Source organism: Burkholderia sp. Nafp2/4-1b, from assembly GCF_003635165.1.
Lineage (GTDB): Bacteria > Pseudomonadota > Gammaproteobacteria > Burkholderiales > Burkholderiaceae > Burkholderia.
The window spans coordinates 112,372-137,649 of sequence record NZ_ML058601.1 but is presented as its reverse complement, the minus strand read 5'-3'; the positions used below and the strand labels follow the sequence as shown (position 1 = coordinate 137,649).

Genomic DNA, 25,278 nt, shown 5'->3' with positions numbered 1-25,278 from the left:
ACCGGCGACCTCCGCACGATCGGTCTCGGTCAGGGGGCTGCGAGTCGCCGATGCCGGATTCGAGCAACCCGCTTGAGACATAGTCCCAAGCGGGTTTTTGTGTTGACGTCCGTTCGCGGGCGTCGAAGTCACGTTTCCATCCCGGGTGCAAGATGAGTTTGAAAGAGCAGATCAGCGAAGACATGAAGGCCGCGATGCGCGCGAAGGAAAGCGAGCGTCTGGCGACGATTCGCCTGCTGATGGCCGCGATCAAGCAGCGCGAAGTCGACGATCGGGTGACCCTCGACGATGTGGGCATCACCGCCGTGATCGACAAGATGATCAAGCAGCGCAAGGATTCGATCAGCCAGTTCGAGGCCGCCGGCCGCGACGATCTCGTCGCGAAGGAACAGGCCGAACTGACCGTGCTGGGCGCTTATATGCCCGCGCAACTGTCGGACGACGAAGTGGCTGCCGAAGTCCAGGCCGCGGTCGCGGCAACGGGCGCTGCCGGCCCGCAGGACATGGGCAAGGTGATGGGCGTGCTGAAGGGCAAGCTCGCCGGCCGTGCCGACATGACGGCCGTTTCCGCGCAGGTCAAGGCCGCGCTGACGAAGTAAAACCCGCTTCCCGGCGCGTCGCATGCGCGTGCGCCGGGGCGTCGTATTGTCTTTTTTTCGCTCGATCCCACGGTGATTCCGCATTCGTTCCTGCAGGATTTGCTGAACCGCGTCGATATCGTCGACGTGGTGGGTCGGTACGTGCAGCTCAAGAAGGGCGGCGCCAACTTCATGGGGTTGTGCCCGTTCCATAACGAGAAAAGCCCGTCGTTTACCGTCAGCCCGACCAAGCAGTTCTATCACTGCTTCGGCTGCGGCGCGCATGGCACGGCGATCGGCTTTCTGATGGAGCACGCGGGGCTCACGTTCCCGGAAGCCGTGCAGGAGCTTGCGCAGTCGGTCGGGCTGACCGTGCCGCACGAACCGTCGATGCGTGGCGGCGGAGGCGGCGGTGGCGATTACCCGGCGCCCGTGTCGAAATCGGTGGCGACCGCGCTGTCGGACGTGATGTCCGCCGCGTGCGACTACTACCGCAAGCAACTGCGCGGCGCGACCGTCGCGATCCAGTACCTGAAGAACCGGGGCCTGACCGGCGAGATCGCCGCGCGCTTCGGCCTCGGCTATGCGCCGGACGGCTGGCAGAACCTCGAAGGCACGTTCCCCGACTATCGCGACGAGTCGCTCGTCGAAGCGGGGCTCGTGATCGTCAGCGAGAAAACCGACGCACAGGGCGTCGCGCGCCGCTACGACCGGTTCCGCGAGCGGATCATGTTCCCGATCCGCAACGTGAAGGGGCAGGTGATCGGGTTCGGCGGCCGCGTGCTCGGCAGCGGCGAGCCGAAGTACCTGAATTCGCCCGAAACGCCGCTGTTCAACAAGGGCAGCGAACTTTACGGGCTGTTCGAAGCGCGCCTCGCGATCCGCGAGCGCAAGTGCGTGCTGGTCGTCGAAGGCTACATGGACGTCGTCGCGCTCGCGCAGCTCGGCTTCCCGAACGCGGTCGCGACGCTCGGCACCGCGTGCACGCCGATCCACGTCCAGAAGTTGCTGCGCCAGACTGATACGGTCATTTTCAGCTTCGACGGCGACTCGGCCGGCCGGCGCGCGGCGCGCCGCGCGCTCGAAGCGTGCCTGCCGCATGCAGCGGACAACCGGACGATCCGATTCCTTTTCCTGCCGCCCGAACATGATCCGGACAGCTACGTACGCGAATTCGGCGCGGACGCGTTCTCCGAGCAGATCGAGCGCGCGATGCCGCTGTCGCAATTTCTGTTGAACGAAGCAATTGCCGGCAAGGCGCTCGATCAGCCCGAAGGTCGCGCGAAGGCATTGTTCGACGCGAAGCCGCTGCTGCAGGCGCTGCCCGCGAACGCGTTGCGCGCGCAGATCATGCACATGTTCGCCGACCGTCTCGACATCCCGTTCGAGGAAGTCGCGGGGCTGTCGGACGTCGATGCGCGTATCGCCGCGCCGGCGCGCCAGGCGCCCCCGCGCAGCGAGCGGCGGCGCGTGACGGACAGCGAAAAGCGTGCGTTGCGTACGCTGGTGATGCATCCGCGGATCGCGTCGCAGCTCGACGACGAGCAGCTTGCGACCCTGCGTGCGCTGCCGCGGATCGGCGAGCTGTTTGCCGAAGTGGTCGAGCATGCGCGTGCGCTGGGCGAAGGCGCGGAGTTCCGGCTGCTGTCGGACGTCCTGCGGACCTCCTCGCACGGGGCGACTTACGAGGAAATCTTCCGCGAAATTCTGGACTATGATGAAAACGTCCGTGATTTGCTCTTGCAGAATCCGGAAGACGAGACGGTGCCCGAGCGGCAGCGCGAACAGGAACGGATCGCCGGGGAGGAGCTGCAGGCCGCGGTGCTCAAGATGCGCTATGACGCCTGCTGCGACCGGCTCGATCGGCTGGCGCGGCAATCCACTTTCACACCCGAGGAACTGGCTGAATTGACGGAATTGAACCAGCAGCGAACCGACATGAAGCGTCGGCTCGGGCTGTAGGCGGCCGGGGCGCCGGAGAGGGTTGCCCAGCGTGCTATAATATAAGGTTTCCAGCGGTTTGTTTTCTAAGCAGAGGCGAGATTCGCGATGGCAAAGACGACAGGCGGAAAGAAAGCGACAGGCAAGGGCTCGACGGAGCCGACCACCAAGGTCACAGCGGCCAAGTCTGCTTCTTCCACCAGGACAACGTCTTCATCCACGTCAGCCCCTGCGGGAAAGAAAACCGTGGCCGGCACTGCTCAGGCTGCGCCGGCGCCGGCAGCCAGATCACGGGCTGCCGCCAGACCCGACTCCGGGCCGGCCAAGCCGGCGGCGAAGCGGGCAAGTGCGAAAAGCGCAAGGGACACGACTGCCGCCGCGGACGAAACGGCAGTACGTACTACTCATGCACCCACGGTTCAACCGGCTGTCGTCCAGCAGCCGCGAGTCGATATAGCCGGTACGGCGAACTCCATGACCAAAAAGCTGAACGAAGTATCCGTCGATGACGACGCAAATCAGAGCGACGAGCAGCCCGCAGCCGCGGCTGCCCCGGGCAAATCCAAGGTGCGCGATCGTCGCGCCAAGGAAAAGGCGCTGCTGAAGGAAGCGTTCGCGACGAGCACGCCCGGGACGGCCGAGGAGCTCGAAGAGCGCCGCGTGAAGCTGCGCGCGCTGATCAAGCTCGGCAAGGAGCGCGGCTTCCTCACGTATGCCGAAATCAACGACCACCTGCCGGACAACTTCACCGAGACGGAAGCCCTCGAAGGCATCATCGGCACGTTCAACGACATGGGCGTGGCGGTTTACGAGCAGGCGCCGGACGCGGAAACGCTGCTCCTGAACGACAACGCGCCGGCCGCGTCGTCGGACGATGAAGTCGAAGAAGAAGCGGAAGTCGCGCTGTCGACGGTCGATTCGGAATTCGGTCGCACGACCGATCCGGTCCGGATGTACATGCGCGAAATGGGCACGGTTGAGCTGCTCACGCGCGAAGGCGAAATCGAGATCGCGAAGCGGATCGAGGACGGCCTGCGCCACATGGTGATGGCAATTTCCGCGTGCCCGACGACGATCGCCGACATCCTCGCGATGGCCGAGCGTGTCGCGAACGAAGAGATTCGCGTCGACGAACTCGTCGACGGCCTGCTCGATCCGAATGCTTCGGACTCCGCCGATACCGACGGTTTCTCCGCGAAGGAAGCGGAAGCGATCGAGAACGAGGACGAGGAAGCCGAAGAGGAAGAGGAAGAAGAGGAAGAGGAGGAAGACGACGGTGCCGCGCAGGCATCGGCGAATGCCGCCCAGCTCGAAGCCCTCAAGCGCGCTTCGCTCGAGAAGTTCTCGCAGATCAGCGAGTGGTTCGACAAGATGCGCCGCGCGTTCGAGAAGGAAGGCTACAAGTCGAAGGCCTACCTGAAGGCGCAGGAAACCATCCAGACCGAACTAATGACGATCCGCTTCACCGCGCGTACCGTCGAGCGTCTGTGCGACACGCTGCGTGCGCAAGTGGACGAGGTGCGTCAGGTCGAGCGTCAGATCCTGCACATCGTCGTCGACAAGTGCGGCATGCCGCGTTCGGAATTCATCGCGCGCTTCCCGGGCAACGAGACGGATCTCGACTGGGCCGAGAAGATCACGGCCGAAGGTCATTCGTACAGCGCGGTCCTGTCGCGTAATGTGCCGGCGATCCGCGAACAGCAGCAGCGTCTGCTCGACCTGCAGGCGCGCGTCGTGCTGCCGCTGAAGGACCTGAAGGAAACCAACCGCCAGATGGCGGCTGGCGAACTGAAGGCGCGTCAGGCGAAGCGTGAAATGACCGAGGCGAACCTGCGTCTCGTGATCTCGATCGCGAAGAAGTACACGAACCGCGGCCTGCAGTTCCTCGACCTGATCCAGGAAGGCAACATCGGCCTGATGAAGGCGGTGGACAAGTTCGAATACCGTCGTGGCTACAAGTTCTCGACCTATGCGACGTGGTGGATCCGTCAGGCCATCACGCGTTCGATCGCGGACCAGGCGCGCACGATCCGTATTCCGGTTCACATGATCGAAACGATCAACAAGATGAACCGCATCTCGCGGCAGATCCTGCAGGAAACCGGTCTCGAACCGGATCCGGCAACGCTCGCCGAGAAGATGGAGATGCCGGAAGACAAGATCCGCAAGATCATGAAGATCGCGAAGGAGCCGATCTCGATGGAAACGCCGATCGGCGACGACGACGATTCCCATCTCGGCGACTTCATCGAGGACAACAACACGGTCGCGCCGGCGGATGCCGCGCTGCATGCCAGCATGCGCGACGTCGTGAAGGACGTGCTCGATTCGCTGACGCCGCGCGAGGCGAAGGTGTTGCGGATGCGCTTCGGTATCGAGATGAGCACCGATCACACGCTCGAGGAAGTCGGCAAGCAGTTCGACGTTACCCGCGAGCGGATCCGTCAGATCGAGGCGAAGGCGCTGCGCAAGCTGCGTCACCCGAGCCGTTCCGACAAGCTGAAGTCGTTCCTCGAAGGGAACTGATTTCCAGTGCCTCACTTGCGAACGCCGCCGGTATCCGCGTGATGCCGGTGGCGTTCGTCCTCTGTAGCGTCTTTGTTGTTACAATGCCGGCCCGGCTTCGTTGCCGGGGCAGCGTGTAGCACGTCTTGCTTCCCGTCTGGGCCCCTAGCTCATGCTTGGTTAGAGCAGCGAACTCATAATTCGTTGGTGCCGGGTTCGACTCCCGGGGGGCCCACCAGATTCGCTTCCGACGTCATTCGAGGAAGCCGCGAAACCCGCGATGCCGCAAGGCATCGCGGGTTTTTCTTTTGCGCGCGCGGTGAATGTGTCGAATGTGTTGAACGCGTTCGTGCCGGCGCTGCGTGTCGTATCGCCGCCACCGGTGAAGCACGGCGCGCGTGCCGTCTCGATACCAATCGAAGTATGCTGTAGCGCGACCGGCGCGCGCTCAAGTCGGAATTCGTCGACGCGCGAACCGCAGACTGGCGCCGCGCGCCGTCCGGCGGCCAGAACCAACACCAACCGACTTCGGCCCGAGAGTGAGGGGCGGCCATCATGACCATGCTGCGTTCGTGGAGTGCGATTCTCTCGTTGCTGTTGCTCGCCGCGTGCGCCAGCCTGCCGCCGCAGGTCGATCGCGTGCCGACGCATGCGTTCACCGATACCGACGACACGCGCCTCGGCGTGGCGTTTCGCCGGCAGGCTGCCGCCCATCCCGGGCAGGACGCGTTTCACCTGCTGCGCGACCCGGTCGATGCGCTCGATGCGCGCGTGCTGCTCGCCGATCGCGCGGACCGCTCGCTGGACCTTCAGTACTACATCTGGCACGACGACCTGACGGGGCACGCGCTCGCGGACGCGCTGATGCGCGCAGCCGATCGCGGCGTACGCGTGCGTGTGCTGCTCGACGATCTCGGCACGAACGCGGACGACCGCAAGCTGCTCGAGATCAGCTCGCATCCGAACATCGACATCCAGCTCTTCAATCCGGTCGCGACCCGCCATTTCAAGAAAATCGGCACGGTGTTGGAGTTCGCGCGCGTCAATCGGCGCATGCACAACAAGGCGATGATCGCGGACAACCAGGCGGCGATCGTCGGCGGCCGCAATATCGGCGACGAGTACTTCGGCGCGTCGTCGATGCTCGAGTTCGGCGATCTCGACGTGGTGGTGCACGGCCCGGTCGTGAACGACATCTCCACCGAGTTCGACACGTTCTGGAATTCGCCGTACGCGTTCCCGATCAGCGCGCTGGTCGGGCATGACGCGGCGCCGGGCGGCCTCGATCGCGAGCGCGAACGGCTGCGCGATTACCTGCGCGCGATGGAGGACAATCCGTACGTGCTCGAGGCGCACCAGCGGCTCGAGCAGATCGTGCACGGGCAGGGCACGGAGTTGTCGTGGGGGCACGCGACCGTCCTGTACGACGATCCGGCGAAGATTGCACGCGCGCCGAAGGACAGCGAAGGGCACCTGATGCCGCAACTGCGTGCGCTCGCGTTGCGGCCCGAGCAGGAACTGCTGATCGTGTCGCCGTACTTCGTGCCGGGCAGGGACATGGTCGAGCGGCTGCGTGCGCTGACGGCGCGCGGCGTGCGCGTGACGATCCTGACCAACTCGCTCGCATCGACCGACGTCGCGGCCGTGCATGCCGGTTACCGGCGCTATCGGCGCGAACTGGTCGAGGCCGGCGTGCGGCTTTACGAGCGGCGTCCCTCCGGCGACCGGAGCATCTCGAAGCAGGTGATCATCGGCTCGTCGCGTGCGTCGCTGCATGCGAAGACGTACGTATTCGATCGCAAGAGCATCTTCATCGGATCGATGAATCTCGATCCGCGCTCGTTGAACCTCAACACCGAGATCGGCGTGTACTGCGAGAGCCCGGCGATTGCATCCGAAGTCGCGATGGACCTCGAGCCGCGGCTCGACCGCATCGCGTGGCGCGTCGAGTTGCGGACCGATCCGGCTGGAAAGGGGCAGCTGAAGTGGATCCAGACCGACGCGGACGGGAAGGAGACCGAGCTCGACCACGAGCCGGAAGTGTCGACCGCGCGGCGCATGGAAGTCTGGTTTCTCGGCCTGATGCCGATCGAATCGCAGCTGTGAGTCCGCTCGCTCACTCGCTCGCGATAGCCGCCGGCGGCATGCGTCGTGCACCCGCATCGTTGGCCGGGGAAGTGACTCGCCAGGGGCGGCGTACGCGGTTCCGGGCGTGCGATATCGCGCATGCCCGGAACCGTACCGCTCATCGTGCGATCAGCGCGCGAAATCCGACGTGCTCTGGATGAACGTGTTCAGCTTCGAGATGTTCACGCTGCCGAAGCCCGTCGTCGCGTCCCAGCCGGCCTTCGCCTTGTAGCCGTACGTGCCGCTGCCGTTGTTGCCGGACGTCACGTCGTGCACCAGCGCCGCATTGCTCGGGAAGTACTTGTAGATGCTCGACGCAGGGAAGCCGAGCGCGTTGTTGTTCGCCGATTGCAGCCGCGCCCAGATGCCGGTGAAGATCGGCGCGGCGAGGCTCGTGCCGCCTTCGTTGTTCAGGTAACCCGAACCCCACAGCGTGTCGGACGTCTGGCCGTTCACCACCAGGATCGCGCCGGTGCGCAGGTCGGCATCGAAGCCGACGTCTGGCAGCGCGCGTTTGGTCGAGCCGGTGAGCGTCGACGATTGCCACGACGGCGCGGCTTCGTACTTGCTGTAGCCGCCGCCCGTCGACCACACGGTGCCCGGCTGCCAGCTCGGATCGTTCCACACGATTTCGCTGTTGTACGCGTTGGTCGACGTGTTGGTGAACAGCGTCGTGCCGCCCACCGCGATCACGTACGGCGACGTTGCTGGCTCGCTCACCGTGTAGGTCGAGCGCGACGGCATGCCGCTCGCGCATTCGTACGCGCCGTGGTCGCCGGCCGATACGGAGAAGGTCTGGCCCTGTGCGACGGCCTGCTTGAAGATGGTGTCGTCGGTCGCCTGCGAGCCGGTGCTGTACGCGGACGATTCGCACACGCCGAGCGACACGTTGATGACCTTCGCGACGTTGTCGCTCACCGCCTTGTTGTACGCGGCGGTGATGGCCGTGAGCGTCATCGACGGCGCCACGTAGAACACGACCTGCTTCACGCTGCCGCCGGCAGCGCCCACGATCGACTGGCTGTCGAGGTTCCATTCGACCGTGCCGGACGTATCGGTGTACGAACTGCCCGACGGTCCCGTCTGCACGACGCTGCTGCCGATCGCGCCGAGGCCGTTGTTCGCGGCGAACGTGTTGAGATCGCTCACCGTCTGCGACAGGTCGCCTTCGGAGATGATGCCGACCGTGGTCTGCGAGGCGGTCGGCGTGCCGTCGCCGCCGTAGAGCGACGAGAATTCCGTCGGGTTGTGCGGTACCGCGGACGCGCCCGCCGGGATCGTCAGGTTGCTGGTGTTGCCTTGCGGCTTGCTGCCCGCGCCGGTATGCATGAGCTCGACGTTCTGCAGGCCCAGCACGGCACCGACGATGCCGCCGATCGCGTTCGGCACCTGCGCGGCATCGGTATTCGCGTAGACGCTGCGGCCGTTGCGCGTGAAGCGCTTGAGCGTGGTGCGGAACGCCGACTTGATGGTGGCCGCGGTGCCGGACGCGGACACGAGCAGGCGGTTCGGTGCGACCACGATGTTGACGAAGCCGGCCTTGCGCAGGTGCGCGACGACGGAGGCGACCTGCTGGTCGGTCGGCGCGTATTGCGCGGCGAACTGGGCCGACGTGAGGAACTGCTTGTAGTGCGGCGAGCCCGGTGTGTGCAGGTCGTGCAGGTACTGATCGAGTTGCGCTTCGTTGCGCAGGTTCAGCCCCAGCACGATGTCGACCGATTCGCCGGGCGCCATCTCGGTGGCAGCCGCGGCAGCGGCGGCGGTGCTGGCCGCCGGCGCGCCGGCGGCACTGCTGCTTTCACCCTGCTGGACGAGCGGCAGGAATCCCTTGGTACGCGTTTCCGTCCAGCCGGCGGCCGGTGCGGCATGGACGGTCGTCACGCCGAACGAAGCGACGGCTGCGGCGGCGAACGCGAGCTTGACGAGACGGATGTGCTTTTGTTTCTTGTTTGCAACCTGATTCATTTTGAATTACCCCTCCGGTTGAACATCGAACGGCACGAACAACTACGGTCGACAGCGGCGCGGATCGTGCGCCGCCTTGTATCCGCCACGCTCGCGCGGATGGCGCGGACGCGACGGGGCCTTTCGCCCGATCCGCAAGGGTGGTGATCTTCCGGGGGCGAAATGCTGGAATGCTCGATAACGGAGGCGCTGCGCCGCGATGAGGATCGGCCGCGCCGGTCAGGCGTGATGCAGACGGATGGCTAGAGCAACAGTTTCGGTGTCCTGCTCATTCGGTTCGGTCCTCAGGCGCTCTGCCGGACGGCAGCTGCCCAATGAAATGCAGCGGGTGTTGCATGCGCCGACGGAAGACGACGCGGTCGGCGGCGAGAACTTCGGTGCAGCGGAAGCGAACGCGTCGAGCGGAAACGATTGCGTGGTTTGCAATTCGTCAGATTGCTTGCATCGGACGGTATCAAGAACGAAAGTTCGGTGTCAAACTTTTTCTGATTATATGAAACAAAGTTAAATTGAATAGGCTGAAATGCTTTTGAAAAATTCAGAGGTATTTTGTAATTTTCAGAGCCGTCGCTGGATGTAATGGCGGCTCACGTCACCGGATAGTTGGCGATTTCATTCGTAATGCGCGAATGGTTGTGGAGGAAACCTTCCAATGCACAGGCGCGGCCGCGCAGCGCTCATTCGTCGCGCCAGCGCGGCCGCCGGATTGACCCGCGCGCTTCGCCAGCTTTAACTATGCTTCCGTGACCGATGCTCGAGCGTCGGTGTGTCGTGCCGCTCGACGGCCTGCAGGCCGTCGACGAGCCGGAACAGATCGTCGATACAGTGCAGCAAGCGTGCGTCGGACGCATCGCCGGCTGCCGCCGCGAGCATCCTGATCTCGTCCAGTCGCACTTCGAGTTCCGCAAGCGGGGCGTGTGCGATGCGGTCTGCATCGGCAGTGGCATGTTTGAGGCGAACGGTCATGGCATTGAAGTCCTCGATGAATTGCGACATCGCGCGCGGGCCACCGTTGCGGGACATCGCGCACACCTGCAGATCGCCGGCGACGATCCGCCCGGCCGCATGCGCGGCGGAGTCGAGCGCGTCGAGCGTGCGGCGAATCAGTCTGCACAGATCGGCGGCCGCCGCGAGCAACCCGGTCAGCAGCAGCGTCGCCAGCACCGGATAGGTGAATGCGTCGTGTTGCAGCGCGTCGCGCGGTAGTTCAGGCGGATGTTGCAACGCGTCGACGATCGACGCTCCGACGCCGGCGGCCAGCCCGGCGACGAGCGCGAGCAGCGCGATCGCCCGTCCTAATTGCCGGCCCGGCGGCGCCGGCCGGCTCATCGCATGCCTCGCAACCGGTAGCCGACGCCGCGCACGACTTCGGGCATGCCGAGCGCGCCGGCCTGCTCGAGCTTCTTGCGCAGCCGGCTGACGTGGCTGTCGACCGTGCGTTCCATCGCGCTCACGTCGGCCATGCAGGCATCGAGGAGTTCGCTGCGCGTGAACGCGCGGCTCGGCGAACGTGCCATGTGTGCGAGCAGCCGGAATTCGGTGAGCGTCAGCGAAACGGGCGCGTCGGCGGATTCCGTGCGGATCCGCACGAGATAGCTGTCGGTGTCGATCTCGAGATCGCCGACCCGCAGCAGGTGCGCGGCCGACGGTGTGCGCGCACGGCGCAGGATCGCGCGCAGGCGTGCGACCACGTCGGCCGGATCGAACGGCTTCACGATGTAGTCGTCCGCGCCGCCGCCGAGCGCCTGCAACCGGTCGACGTCCCGGTCGAACGCGGTGACGACGACGACCGGTGTCGTGCAGCGCCGCCGCAGTTCGGTCAGGACATCCCAGCCGCTCCTGCCCGGCAGCCCGATGTCGAGCAGGATCAGGTCGGGCGCGAGGTGCGGCTGCACGTCGAGCACGGCCTGCCCGCTGCCGACGCGGTAGGTGCGAAAGCCGTCGTGCGTCAGGTACGCGTCGAGGATGTCGGAGATGTCGGGCTCGTCCTCCGCGATCAGGATCAGCGCGCTCATCGTTGCAACACCACGTCGGTCGACGGTGCGACGTCGGTATCGGTGAGGCCACCGCCGAGCGCCTTGTAGAGCGCGACGGCATTGGCCAGTTCACTGCGGCGCAGGTCGAGCAACGCTTGCCGCGATGCGTACAGCTGGCGCTGCGAGTCCAGCAGTTCCAGCCGCCCCTCGACGCCCGCGCGGTAGCGCAGGTTCGACAGGTCGGTACGGCGCTCGGCCGACGTGACCACGCGCGTCTGCGCTTCGATCTGCCGGCCGAAGGTCTCGCGTCCGGCGATGCCGTCGGCGACTTCGCGGAACGCGGTCTGGATCGCGCGCTCGTACTCGGCGACCGCGCTCGACTTGCGCACTTCCGCGAGACGCAGTTCCGAACGCAACCGGCCACCCTGGAAGATCGGCACGGTGACCTGCGGCGCGAAGCTCCATACGTTCTGACCGCCGGCGAACAGGCTGCCCATCGCCGGGCTGAGGAAGCCGATCGACGACGTCAGCGACAGCCTCGGAAAGAACGCGGCGCGTGCGGCGCCGATGTCGGCATTGGCCGCGACCAGGTTCTGCTCGGCCTGCTGGATATCGGGCCGGCGGAACAGCAGCTCCGACGGCAGGCCGGCAGGCAGTTGCGTGATCACCGGCTGCTGCTCGAGCGGCAGCGGGTCCGGCAGATCCTTCGGCGGCTCGCTGCCGAGCAGCAGGCGCAGCGCATTGCGCGCCTGCTCGACGGCGCGCGTGCGCGCTTCGAGATCGGCGGTGGCGCTCGCGACCTGGCCTTCCGCCTGCGCGATATCGACGCCGCTCGCCTGGTGTGCTTCCTTCAGCCGGCGCGCGAGGTCGAGCGATTGCTGCCAGTCGCTGAGCGTGCGCTCGGCGAGGGCGCGCTGCTCGTGAGCGAGGCGCTCCGCGAAGTACGCATCGGCCACGGCGCCGACGAGTGAGATCTGCACCGCGCGGCGGCCGTGATCGGTCGCGAGGTAGCGCGCGAACGCCGCATCCGACAACGACTTCACGCGGCCGAACAGGTCGATCTCGAACGCGCTGATGCCGACGTTCACGCCGTACTGGTTCTGCGTGTTTTCGAGCAGCGGCGGGTTTGATTGTGCGTCGGCGGGCGTGCGCTGGCGCGTGAAGCTGGCGCCGGCGCCGATCGACGGCAGGCGCGCCGAACGCTGGATGCCGTACTGCGCTTCGGCAGCCTCGACGTTCAACGCGGCGAGCCGCAGGTCGCGGTTGTTGCGCAGCGCGACTTCGATCAGGCGCTGCAGGCGCCGATCGCCGAACATCGTGCGCCAGCCGAGATCGGCCGCGTTCGCGTGCAGGTCGGCGGCTGCGGCGGCCGCGGCGGTCGTATAGGCGGTCGGCACCGGCATCGCTGGCTTCACCAGCGCAGGCGTCAGCGAACAGGCGGACAGCGCGAGGGCGGCGCACACCGCAGAGGAAATAATGAGCAATCGCATGGGATCAACCTTGTCGTTCGTGATGCTGAGCTTCGGGCTTCCGGCGCGCGGCGCGCCATGCGCCGATGCGTTCCTGGATGCTCATCACGAACACGAAGAACACCGGGACGAAGAAAATGGCCAGTACCGTGGCGGTCACCATGCCGCCGAACACGCCGGTACCGATCGCGTGCTGGGTTTCCGCGCTTGCGCCGGTCGCGATCATCAGCGGCACCACGCCGAGGCCGAACGCGAGCGACGTCATCAGGATCGGGCGCAGGCGCAGCTTCGACGATTCGATGGCCGCCTCGATCAAGCCCTTGCCTTCCTCACGCAACTGCTTCGCGAACTCGACGATCAGGATCGCGTTCTTCGCGGACAGGCCGATCACGGTGATCATCCCGACCTTGAAGAACACGTCGTTCGGCAAACCGCGCAGCAGCACCGCGCCGATCGCGCCGAGCAGGCCGAGCGGCACCACCAGCATCACCGACAGCGGGATCGACCAGCTTTCGTACAGCGCGGCGAGCACCAGGAACACGACGATCATCGACAGCACCATCAGCATCGGCGCCTGCGACGCCGACTGGCGTTCCTGCAGCGACTGGCCGGTCCACTCGACCGCGAAGCCGGGCGGCAGCTGCGCGGCGAGACGTTCCATCTCGGCCATCGCCGCGCCGCTCGACTGGCCGGGCGCCGCATTGCCGGAGATGCGCGCGGACGGATAGCCCTTGAAACGCACCATCTGCAGCGGCGTGTCGGCCCAAACCGGGCGGACTACTTCGGACAGCGGCACCATGCCGCCGGCCGCGTTGCGCACGTACAGCTTCATCACGTTGTCGATCTGCATGCGTGCCGGCGCATCGGCCTGGATGATCACCTGCTGCATGCGGCCCGCGTTCGGGAAGTCGTTTACGTAGGTCGAACCCATCGCGGTGGACAGCGTGTCGCTGAGCGTCGTGAACGACACGCCGAGCGCCTGCGCCTTCGCGCGATCGATCTCGAGGCGCAGGCTCGTGCCGGCCGGCAGGCTGTCGGGGTACACGCCGGTCACGACCTTGCTTTGCGCGGCGAGTTCGAGCAGCTTCGCTTCGGCCGCCTTGAGGGCCGCGGTACCCTGGTTGGCGCGGTCTTCCAGGCGCATCGAGAAGCCCGAGCTGTTGCCGAGTTCGTCGATCGCCGGCGGCAGCAGGCTCATCACCGTGCCTTCGGTCACGCCGGCCATCGCCTGCTGCGCGAGCATGCCTTCCTCGATCGTCGACGCGCCGCCACGGTTTTTCCAGTCCTTCATCACGGACCAGTTGATCGCCGCGTTCGAGCCCTGGCCGGAGAAGCCGTAACCCATCACGGAAATGCTCGACTGGATTGCCGGACGCGAAGCAAGATGCTTCTCCAGCGTCTTGACCACGTCGCGCGTACGCTCGGTGGTAGCGTCTGCGGGCAGCAGAAAGCTGGTGATGAAGTAGCCCTGGTCCTCGTCGGGCAGGAACGACGACGGCAGGCTGCGGAAACCGAACACGAGCGCGCCCGAGATCGCGACGAACACCAGCATCACGCGGCCCGTACGGCCGACCAGGCGGCCGACGCGCGTTTCATACCACGCAGTCAGCCGTTCGAAGCGACGGTTGAACCAGCCGAAGAAGCCGCGCTTCTCGTGATGGCCCGGCTCGACCGGCTTGAGCATCGTCGCGCACAAGGCTGGCGTGAGCGTCAGCGCGAGCAGCGCGGAGAACAGGATCGACACGGCCATCGACAACGTGAACTGCTTGTAGATCACGCCGACCGAGCCGCTCGCCATCGCCATCGGAATGAACACCGCGGTGAGCACCAGCGTGATGCCGATGATCGCACCGGTGATTTCCTTCATCGCCTTCGACGTCGCATCCTTCGGCGACAGCCCTTCCTCGGCCATCAGCCGTTCGACGTTCTCGACGACGACGATCGCATCGTCGACGATGATGCCGATCGCGAGCACCATGCCGAACATCGTCAGCACGTTGATCGAGAAGCCGGTCAGCAGCATCACCGCGAACGTGCCGAGCATCGCGACCGGCGCGACGATGGCCGGGATCAGCGTGTAGCGCACGTTCTGCAGGAACAGGTACATCACGAGGAACACGAGCACCATCGCTTCGAACAGCGTGGCGATCACCTTCTCGATCGAGATCTTCACGAACGGCGACGTGTCGAGCGGAATCGAGTAGGTCATGCCGGCCGGCATCGACTTGCTCAGTTCGGCCATGCGCGCGCGGATCGCGTCGGCGGTCTTGACGGCGTTCGCGCCCGGTGCGAGCTGCACGCCGACGAGCGTGGCGGCCTTGCCGTTCTCGCGGCTCACGAACGTGTAGTTCTGCGAGCCGAGTTCGACGCGCGCGACATCGCCGAGCACCACCTTCGAGCCGTCCGCGTTCGCGCGCAGCACGACCTTCGCGAATTCCTCCGGCGTCGTGAGCTGGCCCTGCGCGGTGAGCGGCACGGTCACGCGCTGGCCCGGCAGCGCGGGCAGCGCACCGAGGCTGCCCGGCGCGATCTGCACGTTCTGCTGGCCGATCGCGGTCGTCAGATCGTTCATCGACAGGCCGAAGTTGATCAGTCTCTGCGGATCGACCCAGACGCGCATCGCGCGCTCCGAGCCGAACTGCAGCACGCGGCCGACGCCGTGGATTCGCCGCAGCTCCTCGGACACGCTGCGCGCCATGTAGTCGGCGAGTGCACCTTCGTCGAAGCGGCCGTTGTCGGAGCGCAGGCCGATCAGCATCAGGAAGCCGGACGACGCGGATTCGACGATCAGCCCGTTCTGGCGCACGGCCGCGGGCAGGCGCGGCTCAATCGACTTGATCTTGTTCTGCACGTCGACCTGCGCCATCTCCGGATCGGTGCCCGGCTTGAACGTGACGATGATCTGCGCGGCGCCGGACGTATCGGCCGACGATTCGAAGTACAGCAGGTTCTTGACGCCGGACAGTTCGCGCTCGATGAGGCTCAGCACGCCGTCGTTCATCGTCTGCGGGGTGGCGCCCGGATAGTTCGCGGTGATCGTGACGGACGGCGGCGCGACCGACGGATAGCGCGCGACCGGCAGTTGCGGGATCGCGATCAGCCCCATCAGGATGATGAAGAGCGCGATCACCCACGCAAAGACCGGGCGGCGGATAAAGAATTCAGCCATGACTGGAGGCTCCTCGTGACTCAGTGCGCGGATGCGGTGGCGGCCGCGTCAGGCGACTTCCAGTCGGCCGCGGTGACGGTCACGCCGTCGGCGAGGCGCTCCATCCCTTCGACAACGATCTTCTGGCCCGCCTGCAGGCCCGACTTGATGCGGTAGCTGCGGTTCGTCAGTTCGCCGATCTCGACGGCCTTCAGGTGCGCGGTGCCCTTCGCGTCGAGCACCCACACCTGCGGCTTGCCGCCGGCGCGCACGATGGCCTGCTGCGGCACCGTCACCGCGTTCGCGTAGTGCGCGCGCGGAATGCGGGCCCGTACGTACATGCCCGGCAGCAGCTGGCGCTTCGGGTTGTCGACCAGCACGCGCAGCAGCACGTCGCCGGTGCCCGGATCGACGTTGACGCCCGAAAACAGCATGCGGCCGCGCGCGTCGTAGCGCGTGTCGTCGTCGCGCAGCACGTCGACCGGCAGGCCGTTGCTGTCGGATGCCTGCGGCTGCGCGGCGAGCGCGCCGCGCAGCGCGTCGAGCGACGCGGCCGGCTGCCGCACGTCGACGTAGACCTGGTCGATCTGCTGGATGCGTGCCATCGGCTGGCCGTCGGTGCTCGACACCAGCGCGCCTTCGGTCACGAGCGCCTGGTCGATGCGGCCGGCGATCGGCGCTTCCACGGTCGCGAATTTCAGGTCGAGCTGGCGGCGCGCGAGGGTCGCGCGGGCCTGCGCGACGTCGGCGGCGGCCTGGTCGCGTTGCGACACCGCGTCGTCGTACACCTGGCGGCTGATCGCGTCGGCCTCGACGAGCGGCTTGAAGCGCGCCGTCTGCACCTTCGCGCGTTCGAGTGCGGCCTGTGCGCGCTGCAGCGACGCGGCGGCGGTGTCCATGTCGGCCTTGAACGGCGCCGGGTTGATCTGGAACAGCGGCTGGCCGGCGCGCACTTCGGTGCCTTGCTCGAACAGCCGGCGCTGCACGATCCCGCTGACCTGCGGCCGGATTTCAGCGATCCGCACGGCCGCGACGCGGCCCGGCAGATCTTCGGTCACGTCGAGGCGCGCGGCGGCCAGCGTCATTGCCGCGACCGGAATGGCCGGCGCGGCGGCCTGCTGCTCCGCCGGCCCGCAGCCGGCCAGCAGGGCCGCCAGCAGCGCACCGGCGGCGCCGTAACGGCATCGTTGTTGATTCTTCATAGCGACTCCAGGAAGCGCAGGCAGCCCACTGCCTGCTTTGACGGGCTGGAGTGTGAGGCGCTTCGTTGGCGTCTTTTATGCGGAAAGATGGAGATTCGATGGAGACGGCGAAAGAAGCCGAAAGGCGGCGGAAAGACGGCGGGGCGGGGGATTTTCGTCTGACGAACGGGTTCGCGCGGGCCTGCGTCGACGCGGCGGCCGCGCCGGCGAACGCATCGAAGCGTGTTCAGCGCGCGAAGAAAACCGCCGCGCGTTGAACGCGGCGCTCATCGGAGTGGGATGGCGCGATGCGCGGTGGCCGAGCCATCGGCATCCGCACGATCAGTCCGGCTTGCGCGCCGGTGCAGCGGGTGGCGGCGGTTCGGCGGCCGGCGGGCCGCCCGCGTTGGCGCCGTTCGCGGTGCTCTCGCGGTTCTCCGGCGCCGCTGGCCGCGAACCGCCGTCGTACGCGACGACGCTGCGCTGCGGATTCGCGATCCGGATCCGGCGTTCGCGGAACATCACCGCGATCCGCCGGTTGAATTCGCGCTGCACGCCCCAGCGTGCGGAGTCCTTGCATTGCATCTGCCCGGCCAGCGTGATCGTCGCGCCGTCGACCTGATCGACGCCCCAGTAGCTGAAGTCCGACAGGATGCCGTCCTTGTAATCCGGATCGTCGCGCAACGCGGCGCCGATTTCCTTGAGCGTCGCGATCGCCTGATCGATGTCCTGCCCATACGCGATGCTGACCTTGACGGCCGCGTTGCCGAGCCCGCGATTCGTGTTGTTGACGGTCGTCACCGAGCTGAACGGGATCGTGTACAGCGACCCGTCGCCCGCGCGCAGCCGCACGGTGCGGATCGACAGGTATTCGACCGTGCCGGACACGCCCGCGAGCGTGACCCAGTCGCCGACCTGCATCGCGTTCTCCATCAGCAGGAAGATCCCGGTGATGAAATCCTGCACGAGCTTCTGCGAGCCGAAGCCGAGCGCGACGCCGAAGATGCTGGCGCCGGCGAGCAGCGGACCGACGTTCACGCCGATTTCGCTCAGGCCCGTCAGCACGACGACGAGCGCGATCATGATGAACAGCAACGAACGCAGCATCGGCAGCAGCGTGCGCAGCCGCGCCGCGCGCACGAGGTTGCCTTCGCGCGTCCACAGCTGCAGGCGGCGCTCGATCGCGATGTTCGCGGCTTCCCAGACGATCAGCGCGACGACGGCCGCGATCGCGATCGTCATCAGCGCCGATGCGAGCCGATGGCCGATCGTGCCGGCCTGGAACGCGTGGAAGATCGGCACGCCCCAGGTCTGCAGCAACAGCACGACGGTCACGATGGCGATCACCGCCGACACGATCCGGCGCACCAGCGGGTAGTAGCGGTACGCGTGCAGATGGACCAGCGTGCGATCGTCGTCACGGCGCTGGAGCAGCCGTGCGAGCGCGCCGAACACGACGATCGACACGATCCGCATGCCAACCATCACGGCGATCGACCGGCCGCCGAGCGTGATCAGCACACGGTAGCCGTTGTGGACGTCGAGCGCCCACACGAACCACAGCGCCATCACGACGAACACGGCCACGGGCGCCCATGCGTCTGCGAGCGCATTGCTGACCATCGCCAACGCCGGGCGCGCTTCGCCGGCCGCACGGATGCGCGCGGCGACCGGCTGGCGGCACCGCAGGATCAGCGCGGAGATCATCAGGTGGCCGACGAGCGCGACGGCCTTCAGCAGCGCGACGTGACCGGCGTCGCTGAGGCCGAAGCTTCCGGCAATCTCGATCGCGGCCGTGCACGCGCCGACGACGATCGCGATTCGCGCGATCGAGCGCTGCACGAACGCGGCCCACGCATCGCTGATGTGAACCAGCCGCAACTGCCGGGCATCGGGCTGGAAGAACAGCCGGCTGACGATCGTCACGAGGCGGCAGATCACGTAGATGTCGATCAGGGATTCGAGTGCGGTCTGGATCGGCGTGCCGTCGGCGTCGAGGACCGACATCGTCAGGCTCGCGACGCCGACGAACACCAGCAGCGGCACGACCCGCAGCGCGAGGCTGACCAGCGCGCGCGGCATCCGGCGCAGCAGCGTGGTGTGGCGCCGCGCATGGCCGCGACCTCGCGACGACTTATCCGGCGTGGCGGCGCCGTCGGTTTTCGCGCCGGGAACGGCCGCTGCAGACGCCGGCACCGTGTCGTCGTGTGGCCCGGGCGGCTCGGATGACTCGGACGGCGCCGATCCGGACGGCTCGTTTTCGGCCCGGCGCGACGATTCGGCGCGACGCACGCCCAACGCGGCCAGCGCGCGCCGCAGCAGCCGCTTCGCGAGCCATTCGACGACGAGCGCGGGCACGAGCACGGCCAGGATGATCGAGATCGAGCGCGCGAGGTCCGCACGCGCGTCGGCGCGCACGAGACGCTCGTGCCACCAGATGCCGACCGAGCCGACGTCGAGCAGCGAGCGCAGCGATTCGTTCAGCGCGCCGCCGATGTGGCCTGCCCAGCGCGATCCCTGCCGGACGAGCATCGACGCGAGCCCGTTCGTCGTCAGCGCGGCGGGGGCGCCCGCGCCCGAGGCCGCGCTGGCCGGCGCCGCGCCGCTCGCCGGGAGTGCGGGCGTGCTGAGTACGCCGACGGCCGCGATCGCGCGCAGCGTCGTTTCGACCTGCTGGCGTTCGCGCGGGTTTTGCAGCACCGAGAGAGCCTGCTGCGCCTGTTGCGGCGTCAGCGCCGGCACGGCGCCGGAGGCGGCCGACGCGGCGGCCGGGGCAGGGGTGGCCGCGTGGGCGACCGAAACGATGGCGGCGAGCAGCCAGCCGAGCAGGAAATGTCGCATGAGGAGGCATGCGGGCGCGCGGCGAAGCGCAACCCGCCGGTCTGGACGATGGACGGAAGTTAACATGATCGCGATCGGGGCCGAATAGTTCCATCGATGAATATTCGAATCGGGCATACGGCAAGTGGAATGGGCGTTTGCGGCTTGGCGGACGATCGGTTTGGCGCGACGCTGGTGCCTCGCAATTTCGGCCGGCCGTTCCGCTCCGCGCGGTTTGCCCGGGCGACGACAGGGTGCTCCGACGAGCGCGGCGGGTTCAGGAACGGAACCTGCTGTGCCGTGCGTCGCATCCCGTGCGGGTCACGCGCTTGGTGCCCGCTGCAGAACTCCGGATTCCTGACGAATCAACTCTGCTCGTCGTGAAAGACCGGCAGCACGTGCTCGGCGAGTTCCTCGATGACCTCGCGCACGGGCCGGTCCGACCCGGCATTCAGCGTGACGTGGTGCGTGCCGGCCGCGCGCATGTCCCGCAGGATATCGATCAGCGCGTTGCGACCGGTTGCATAACCGAGCGATAGCGCGGCGGCCGGCGCACCGGGATTCGCATCGAGATCGAGCCGCATCGATACGCCGAACGCGCGAAAGGCCGGTTGGGCGAGCCGGTCGACGGCCGCGCGCCACATCGAATAGCGTGAACGCTGCGTATCGGGATCGCGGTGGTACGTCATCCAGCCGATCGCGTTCCCTGCGATCCAGTCGACGCTTTGTCCGCCCGAGCCGACCGCGAGCATCGGCACCGCGGCGTCGCTGCGCGGCAGCAGCGTGAACTCGGGTGCATCCGGCGGCGTCTCGTCGGGCAGCACGCGGGACGGCACGGCGAGCGCGGCCGCGACGGTGTCCCAATGGCGGCGATATCGGTCGCGCCGCGTTTCCGCGTCGACGCCGAACGCCGCATATTCGGGCGGCCGATCGCCGGAGCCGAGCCCGAGGACGAAGCGTCCGCCGGACAGCGTCGCGACCGACAGCGCGCCTTTCGCGATATGCAGCGGATGCCGCAGCGGCAGCACGATCGCGCCGCTCGCGAGCACGATCCGACGCGTGCGCGCGGCGAGCGCGCCGAGCAGCACCCACGGATCGAGATGGCCGACCGGGTCGGGATAGTCGGCGCTGTTCAGCGGCACGTCGCGAATCCACAGTGCGCGAAAGCCGACGGAGTCGGCGAGTGCCGCGAGTTCGAGCTGCTCGTTGAAATCCGGGACGGTCTGGCCGCTGCGCAGCAGCGGCAGCGTCAGGCCGATCGACAGCCGCTCGGGCGAGAACACGCGATGCGCGACGTCGGCGCGCGCGGAGGCGGGCAGGGTCATGTCCATTCCTTGAAGACGGTGCGATGGGCGCGCGCGCAGCGCCGTGTCCGCATGCTAACGTGTTTGCGCGACGCTTGTGCCGCGCGGCGCGCTACGCGGCGGCCTGGCGGCCTCTGCGGTCCGGCACACCGCAGCACGGCACTACTCGCGGGACTATAGCCAGTGCGATCCGCGGCGTGCGTGGGGCGATTGCAAGCAAATCGTCAGTGCATTGAGGGATGGGGCGCCGGTGAACGGCCGCGCGCCGCGTCTCATTCCTGTAACGCGGCTTCCTGTCCGGCCCCGTCGATCCCCCGTGCCCCTTTCCCGTCGTTTCAATTTCGAAACATCCGCGCGTATCTGTCGTCGCGCAATTTGCATCCGATCATTTCATCGCCCCGTGTGGCCTTGCGCTGCCCAACATGGTGCGCTCCTTGCATATCTGTATGCGCCGTGAGCGCGATCGCCGGCGAAGCAGGTCCGGCAATCGCTTCAGTGGGTCGGATGCATCGAAGACGGGGACAACAGAATGAGAACAGACCAAATCGCAACGTGCCGTGTTGCAGACATGAATCGCCGACCTGCCCGCGCATTCGCTTCGCCGTTGATTGCGGCGACATAGGCGTGCGGCTTTCCGTTCCATCCGAACAAAGCGGGTTCGTTCTGAACGACGACGTGCAGGCGTGACGCACGAGGCCGGCCGGTGCCAGGCCGGCTGTCGGGGATGAACCGCCAATGCCCGCGGATGGGCAACCCAGGCTTCCGGATCGTCATGCCGACGCGCGAAATGCCAGCACGCCTCATGCCATGCACGCGTGTGCAGCCGCCCGCGCGCCCGCGCGACGATCCGCGCAACATCGTGAATTCGAAGGTGTAGTTCAGGGGGAGGTCCGTTGGCGGTGATGCAGCGGATGCGACGTCATTGTGCTGTCAGTTGATCCACAACCCCGATGGATCAATTGTTGAAACGCCCGTCGCCATATGGTCGATGGGCGTCTTTTTTTGTGCGCCGGTTGCGCGCGCGCACCGCCGGCCCGATCGCGCGGCGTTCTGTATCATGTGCTGGCGCGCTGGCTGCCCGTGCGGGTGCACGGCCTGCCACCGCGCCCGATCACGCGCCTTCGACATGAACGACACCGCCCTGCACGACCCCACATCCGCCAGCATCGAGCCGGCCGCGCTCGACGCGCTGCATGCCTTCGTCGAGCGTCGTCCGCGGCTGCTCGTGCTGACCGGCGCGGGCATCAGCACGGATTCCGGCATTCCCGGCTATCGCGACCGCAACGGTCAATGGATGCGCTCGCCGCCGATCCAGCTCCACGAATTCCTCGGCTCCGACGCGGCGCGCCGGCGCTACTGGGCGCGCAGCATGATCGGGTGGCCGGTGGTCGGCCATGCGCAACCGAACCGTTCGCACGTCGCGCTCGCGCGCCTCGGCCGCACCGGCCGGATCGAGCGGCTCATCACGCAGAATGTCGATGGCCTGCACCAGCGCGCGGGCAGCGACGACGTGATCGAACTGCATGGCGGCATCAACGGCGTCACCTGCCTCGATTGCGGTGCGCATCATGCGCGCGCGACGATCCAGACCGTGCTCGAAACCGATAACCCCGAACTGCTGGGCGCGCAGGCCGAACCTGCCGCCGACGGCGACGCGCACCTCGAATGGACCGCGCTCGACACGTTCCGCGTCCCGGCCTGCCCGGCCTGCGGCGGGTTGCTGAAGCCGGCGGTGGTGTTCTTCGGCGAGAACGTGCCGCGCGAACGCGTCGCGCTGGCGTCGCAGGCGCTCGACGCGGCCGACGCGCTGCTCGTCGTCGGCTCGTCGCTGATGGTGTATTCCGGCTATCGGTTCTGCGTATGGGCGCAGGCGCAGCACAAGCCCGTCGCCGCGCTGAACCTCGGCCATACGCGGGCCGATCCGATGCTGACGCTGAAGGTGGAAGCGCGTTGCGCGCCCGCGCTCGACGCGCTGAATGCGCGGCTGGGTGTCGTCGGCGGCGCGCAGGAGCATGCATCGTGACCGCGCCGACGTCCGTGCCCGACCCGTCCGCGCGGCTGTCGGCGCCCGCGGCTGAGCGCAACCGCGGGCCGATTCTCGACGTGCTGCGCCGCGTACTGCCGGCGAGCGGCACCGTGCTCGAGATCGCGAGCGGCACCGGACAGCATGCGGTTCATTTCGCGCAGGCGCTGCCGGGTCTGCGCTGGCAGCCGAGCGACCCCGACGCGCACGCGCGCCGCTCGATCGCCGCGTGGGTCGCGCACGCCGGCCTCGCGAACCTGGCCGAGCCGCTGGCGTTCGACGTGCGCGATGCGGCGTGGCCGGCCGCCGCGCTCGACGCGATCGTCTGCATCAACATGATTCACATCTCGCCGTGGGCCTGCACCGAAGCGTTGTTCGCCGGTGCGGCGCGCGTGCTGCGCCCAGGCGGCGTGCTGTTCCTGTACGGCCCGTATCGCCGCGAAGGCCGCCACACCGCGCCGTCCAACGAAGCGTTCGACCAGCAACTGCGCAGTCGCGACCCGTCGTGGGGCGTGCGCGATCTCGAGACGGTCGTCGCGCTCGGCCTCGATCGCGGGCTCGACTGCATCGAGGTCGTCGAGATGCCGGCGAACAACCTGAGCGTCGTGTTCCGGCGCCTGCCGCACGCCGAGCAATGACACGCATGCGCGCAGCGCGGCCGCGTTTCCACTATCCTTTCGCCTGTGCGCGCGGCCCGGTTCGGGTTGCGCCCTGTTTTTTCCGGAGAATTGAATAATGGGCAAGCAAGCAATCGGTGTGATCGGTCTCGCGGTGATGGGCCGCAATCTCGCACTCAATATCGAGAGCCGCGGTTACGCGGTGTCGGTGTACAACCGCAGCCGCGAGAAAACCGACGAACTGATCGCCGAATTCCCCGGCCGCAATCTGGTGCCGACCCATACGCTCGAGGAATTCGTCGCGTCGCTCGAAACGCCGCGCCGGATCCTGATGATGGTGAAGGCCGGGGAAGCCACCGATGCGACGATCGCATCGCTCAAGCCGCTGCTCGAGAAGGGCGACGTGCTGATCGACGGCGGCAATACGCACTTCACCGACACGATCCGCCGCAACCAGGAACTCGCGCAATCGGGCCTGCACTTCATCGGCACCGGCGTGTCGGGCGGCGAGGAGGGCGCGCTGCGCGGCCCGTCGATCATGCCCGGCGGCCAGCGCGACGCGTACGAACTGGTCGAGCCGATCCTCAAGCAGATCGCCGCGAAGGCGCCGTCGGACGGCGAGCCGTGCGTCGCGTACATGGGCCCGGACGGCGCGGGCCACTACGTGAAGATGGTTCACAACGGTATCGAATACGGCGACATGCAGCTGATCGCCGAGAGCTATGCGGTGCTGAAGGACGTCGCGGGCCTGACCAACGACGAACTCGGCGCGGTGTACACCGAGTGGAACCAGGGCGAACTCGACAGCTACCTGATCGAGATCACGTCGAAGATCTTCGGCAAGAAGGACGACGAAACCGGCAAGCACCTCGTCGACGTGATCCTCGATCGCGCCGCGCAGAAGGGCACCGGCAAATGGACGAGCCAGAACGCGCTGGATCTCGGCGTGCCGCTGCCGCTCATCACCGAGTCGGTGTTCGCGCGCGTGCTGTCGTCGCTGAAGACCGAGCGCGTCGCGGCCAGCAAGATCCTGTCGGGCCCGGCCGCCGCGCCGTTCGACGGCGATCGTGCCGCGTTCATCGAAGCCGTGCGCCGTGCGCTGTACCTGAGCAAGGTGATCTCGTACGCCCAAGGCTTCGCGCAGCTGCGCACCGCGTCGGAAGAGTACGGCTGGAACCTTGATCTCGGGACGATCGCGAAGATCTTCCGCGCCGGCTGCATCATCCGCGCGCGCTTCCTGCAGAAGATCACGGACGCGTACGCGAACGACGCGGCGCTCGCGAACCTGCTGCTCGACCCGTACTTCAAGGACATCGCCGCGAACTACCAGGCGTCGCTGCGCGATGTGGTGGTGGCCGCGGTGAAGGCCGGCGTCCCGGTGCCGGCGTTCGCGTCGGCGGTCGCGTACTTCGACAGCTACCGCTCCGAGCGGCTGCCGGCGAACCTTGTGCAGGCGCAGCGAGACTTCTTCGGCGCGCACACGTTCGAGCGTACCGACAAGCCGGGCAGCTTCCACGCGAACTGGTCGTAACCGGCCGGGCGAGGGCGGCATTGTTGCGAAATTCTATTCTTTGAGTAGGGTTTTTCGTTCCCGGATGCCAGAATTGTTGGCTCCGGGGAAACA

General features: G+C 67.0%; 16 protein-coding genes and 1 tRNA gene. 9 read left to right on the top strand and 8 right to left on the bottom strand.

The annotated features are described in order from the left end of the window. Positions 1-152 precede the first annotated feature (152 nt). From C7H84_RS10090 to C7H84_RS10070, 5 genes are all read left to right on the top strand, one after another. Entirely contained in the window at positions 153-599 is a 447-nt protein-coding gene (locus C7H84_RS10090; RefSeq protein ID WP_121858680.1) for a GatB/YqeY domain-containing protein, read from the top strand. Between the two features lie 72 nt (positions 600-671). After that, complete coding sequence (dnaG, locus tag C7H84_RS10085) at positions 672-2,540, top strand: DNA primase (RefSeq protein WP_121858679.1); 1,869 nt, start codon at positions 672-674, stop codon at positions 2,538-2,540. Between the two features lie 87 nt (positions 2,541-2,627). Continuing rightward, positions 2,628-5,045, top strand: coding sequence for an RNA polymerase sigma factor RpoD (gene rpoD / locus C7H84_RS10080; protein WP_121858678.1), 2,418 nt, complete (start codon positions 2,628-2,630; stop codon positions 5,043-5,045). A 138-nt stretch (positions 5,046-5,183) separates the two neighbouring features. Further along, positions 5,184-5,262 (top strand) — tRNA-Ile (locus C7H84_RS10075). A gap of 317 nt (positions 5,263-5,579) precedes the next feature. Next, positions 5,580-7,130 carry a phospholipase D family protein gene (locus C7H84_RS10070; protein WP_121858677.1) on the top strand — a complete coding sequence of 517 codons (1,551 nt, stop codon included), beginning with the start codon at positions 5,580-5,582 and terminating at the stop codon, positions 7,128-7,130. 150 nt (positions 7,131-7,280) lie between these two features. Here C7H84_RS10070 and C7H84_RS10065 read toward each other — a convergent pair whose 3' ends face one another. From C7H84_RS10065 to C7H84_RS10040, 6 genes are all read right to left on the bottom strand, one after another. Beyond that, positions 7,281-9,116 carry a S53 family peptidase gene (locus tag C7H84_RS10065; RefSeq protein WP_121858676.1) on the bottom strand — a complete coding sequence of 612 codons (1,836 nt, stop codon included), beginning with the start codon at positions 9,114-9,116 and terminating at the stop codon, positions 7,281-7,283. Positions 9,117-9,845: 729 nt separating this feature from the next. Next, a complete protein-coding gene (locus C7H84_RS10060; protein WP_121858675.1) occupies positions 9,846-10,445 on the bottom strand; it encodes a histidine kinase in 600 nt (199 codons plus the stop codon). After that, the gene (locus C7H84_RS10055) at positions 10,442-11,131 is read right to left on the bottom strand and encodes a response regulator (RefSeq protein ID WP_121858674.1); all 690 of its coding nucleotides are present in this window, start codon (positions 11,129-11,131) and stop codon (positions 10,442-10,444) included. The genes C7H84_RS10060 and C7H84_RS10055 overlap by 4 nt, the downstream gene beginning before the upstream one ends. Continuing rightward, positions 11,128-12,582 carry an efflux transporter outer membrane subunit gene (locus tag C7H84_RS10050; protein ID WP_121858673.1) on the bottom strand — a complete coding sequence of 485 codons (1,455 nt, stop codon included), beginning with the start codon at positions 12,580-12,582 and terminating at the stop codon, positions 11,128-11,130. The genes C7H84_RS10055 and C7H84_RS10050 overlap by 4 nt, the downstream gene beginning before the upstream one ends. Before the next feature lie 4 nt (positions 12,583-12,586). Further along, positions 12,587-15,730: a multidrug efflux RND transporter permease subunit gene (locus tag C7H84_RS10045; RefSeq protein ID WP_121858672.1), complete on the bottom strand. Its 3,144-nt coding sequence runs from the start codon at positions 15,728-15,730 to the stop codon at positions 12,587-12,589. Between the two features lie 20 nt (positions 15,731-15,750). Then, positions 15,751-16,911: an efflux RND transporter periplasmic adaptor subunit gene (locus C7H84_RS10040; RefSeq protein WP_121858671.1), complete on the bottom strand. Its 1,161-nt coding sequence runs from the start codon at positions 16,909-16,911 to the stop codon at positions 15,751-15,753. Between the two features lie 98 nt (positions 16,912-17,009). On the opposite strand from C7H84_RS10040, the gene C7H84_RS36310 reads away from it, so the two are divergent. Then, a complete protein-coding gene (locus C7H84_RS36310) occupies positions 17,010-17,168 on the top strand; it encodes a hypothetical protein (RefSeq protein ID WP_162999256.1) in 159 nt (52 codons plus the stop codon). Between the two features lie 64 nt (positions 17,169-17,232). On the opposite strand, the gene C7H84_RS10035 is transcribed toward C7H84_RS36310, so the two are convergent. Together C7H84_RS10035 and C7H84_RS10030 are read right to left on the bottom strand one after the other, a co-directional pair. Then, positions 17,233-19,731 carry a mechanosensitive ion channel domain-containing protein gene (locus C7H84_RS10035; protein WP_121858670.1) on the bottom strand — a complete coding sequence of 833 codons (2,499 nt, stop codon included), beginning with the start codon at positions 19,729-19,731 and terminating at the stop codon, positions 17,233-17,235. A 344-nt stretch (positions 19,732-20,075) separates the two neighbouring features. Next, entirely contained in the window at positions 20,076-21,035 is a 960-nt protein-coding gene (locus tag C7H84_RS10030; RefSeq protein WP_205611414.1) for an LLM class oxidoreductase, read from the bottom strand. A gap of 1,105 nt (positions 21,036-22,140) precedes the next feature. Between C7H84_RS10030 and C7H84_RS10025 the strand changes: the two genes are divergently transcribed. From C7H84_RS10025 to gndA, 3 genes are all read left to right on the top strand, one after another. Beyond that, positions 22,141-23,037 (top strand): NAD-dependent protein deacetylase, encoded by an 897-nt coding sequence (locus C7H84_RS10025; protein WP_121858668.1) that lies wholly within the window; start codon positions 22,141-22,143, stop codon positions 23,035-23,037. Continuing rightward, a complete protein-coding gene (locus tag C7H84_RS10020; RefSeq protein ID WP_121858667.1) occupies positions 23,034-23,675 on the top strand; it encodes a DUF938 domain-containing protein in 642 nt (213 codons plus the stop codon). Before C7H84_RS10025 ends, C7H84_RS10020 begins: the two co-directional genes overlap by 4 nt. A gap of 97 nt (positions 23,676-23,772) precedes the next feature. After that, entirely contained in the window at positions 23,773-25,185 is a 1,413-nt protein-coding gene (gndA, locus tag C7H84_RS10015) for an NADP-dependent phosphogluconate dehydrogenase (RefSeq protein ID WP_121858666.1), read from the top strand. Positions 25,186-25,278: the final 93 nt, after the last annotated feature.

Excerpts from the sequence above, each read along its gene's own strand:
- C7H84_RS10040 (WP_121858671.1), bottom strand. The coding sequence starts at position 16,911 with ATGAAGAATCAACAACGATGCCGTTACGGCGCCGCCGGTGCGCTGCTG.
- C7H84_RS36310 (WP_162999256.1), top strand. The coding sequence starts at position 17,010 with ATGGAGACGGCGAAAGAAGCCGAAAGGCGGCGGAAAGACGGCGGGGCG.
- C7H84_RS10050 (WP_121858673.1), bottom strand. The coding sequence starts at position 12,582 with ATGCGATTGCTCATTATTTCCTCTGCGGTGTGCGCCGCCCTCGCGCTG.
- gndA (WP_121858666.1), top strand. The coding sequence starts at position 23,773 with ATGGGCAAGCAAGCAATCGGTGTGATCGGTCTCGCGGTGATGGGCCGC.
- rpoD (WP_121858678.1), top strand. The coding sequence starts at position 2,628 with ATGGCAAAGACGACAGGCGGAAAGAAAGCGACAGGCAAGGGCTCGACG.
- C7H84_RS10025 (WP_121858668.1), top strand. The coding sequence starts at position 22,141 with ATGAACGACACCGCCCTGCACGACCCCACATCCGCCAGCATCGAGCCG.
- C7H84_RS10045 (WP_121858672.1), bottom strand. The coding sequence starts at position 15,730 with ATGGCTGAATTCTTTATCCGCCGCCCGGTCTTTGCGTGGGTGATCGCG.
- C7H84_RS10035 (WP_121858670.1), bottom strand. The coding sequence starts at position 19,731 with ATGCGACATTTCCTGCTCGGCTGGCTGCTCGCCGCCATCGTTTCGGTC.
- C7H84_RS10065 (WP_121858676.1), bottom strand. The coding sequence starts at position 9,116 with ATGAATCAGGTTGCAAACAAGAAACAAAAGCACATCCGTCTCGTCAAG.
- C7H84_RS10030 (WP_205611414.1), bottom strand. The coding sequence starts at position 21,035 with ATGACCCTGCCCGCCTCCGCGCGCGCCGACGTCGCGCATCGCGTGTTC.
- C7H84_RS10090 (WP_121858680.1), top strand. The coding sequence starts at position 153 with ATGAGTTTGAAAGAGCAGATCAGCGAAGACATGAAGGCCGCGATGCGC.
- C7H84_RS10070 (WP_121858677.1), top strand. The coding sequence starts at position 5,580 with ATGACCATGCTGCGTTCGTGGAGTGCGATTCTCTCGTTGCTGTTGCTC.
- C7H84_RS10055 (WP_121858674.1), bottom strand. The coding sequence starts at position 11,131 with ATGAGCGCGCTGATCCTGATCGCGGAGGACGAGCCCGACATCTCCGAC.
- C7H84_RS10060 (WP_121858675.1), bottom strand. The coding sequence starts at position 10,445 with ATGAGCCGGCCGGCGCCGCCGGGCCGGCAATTAGGACGGGCGATCGCG.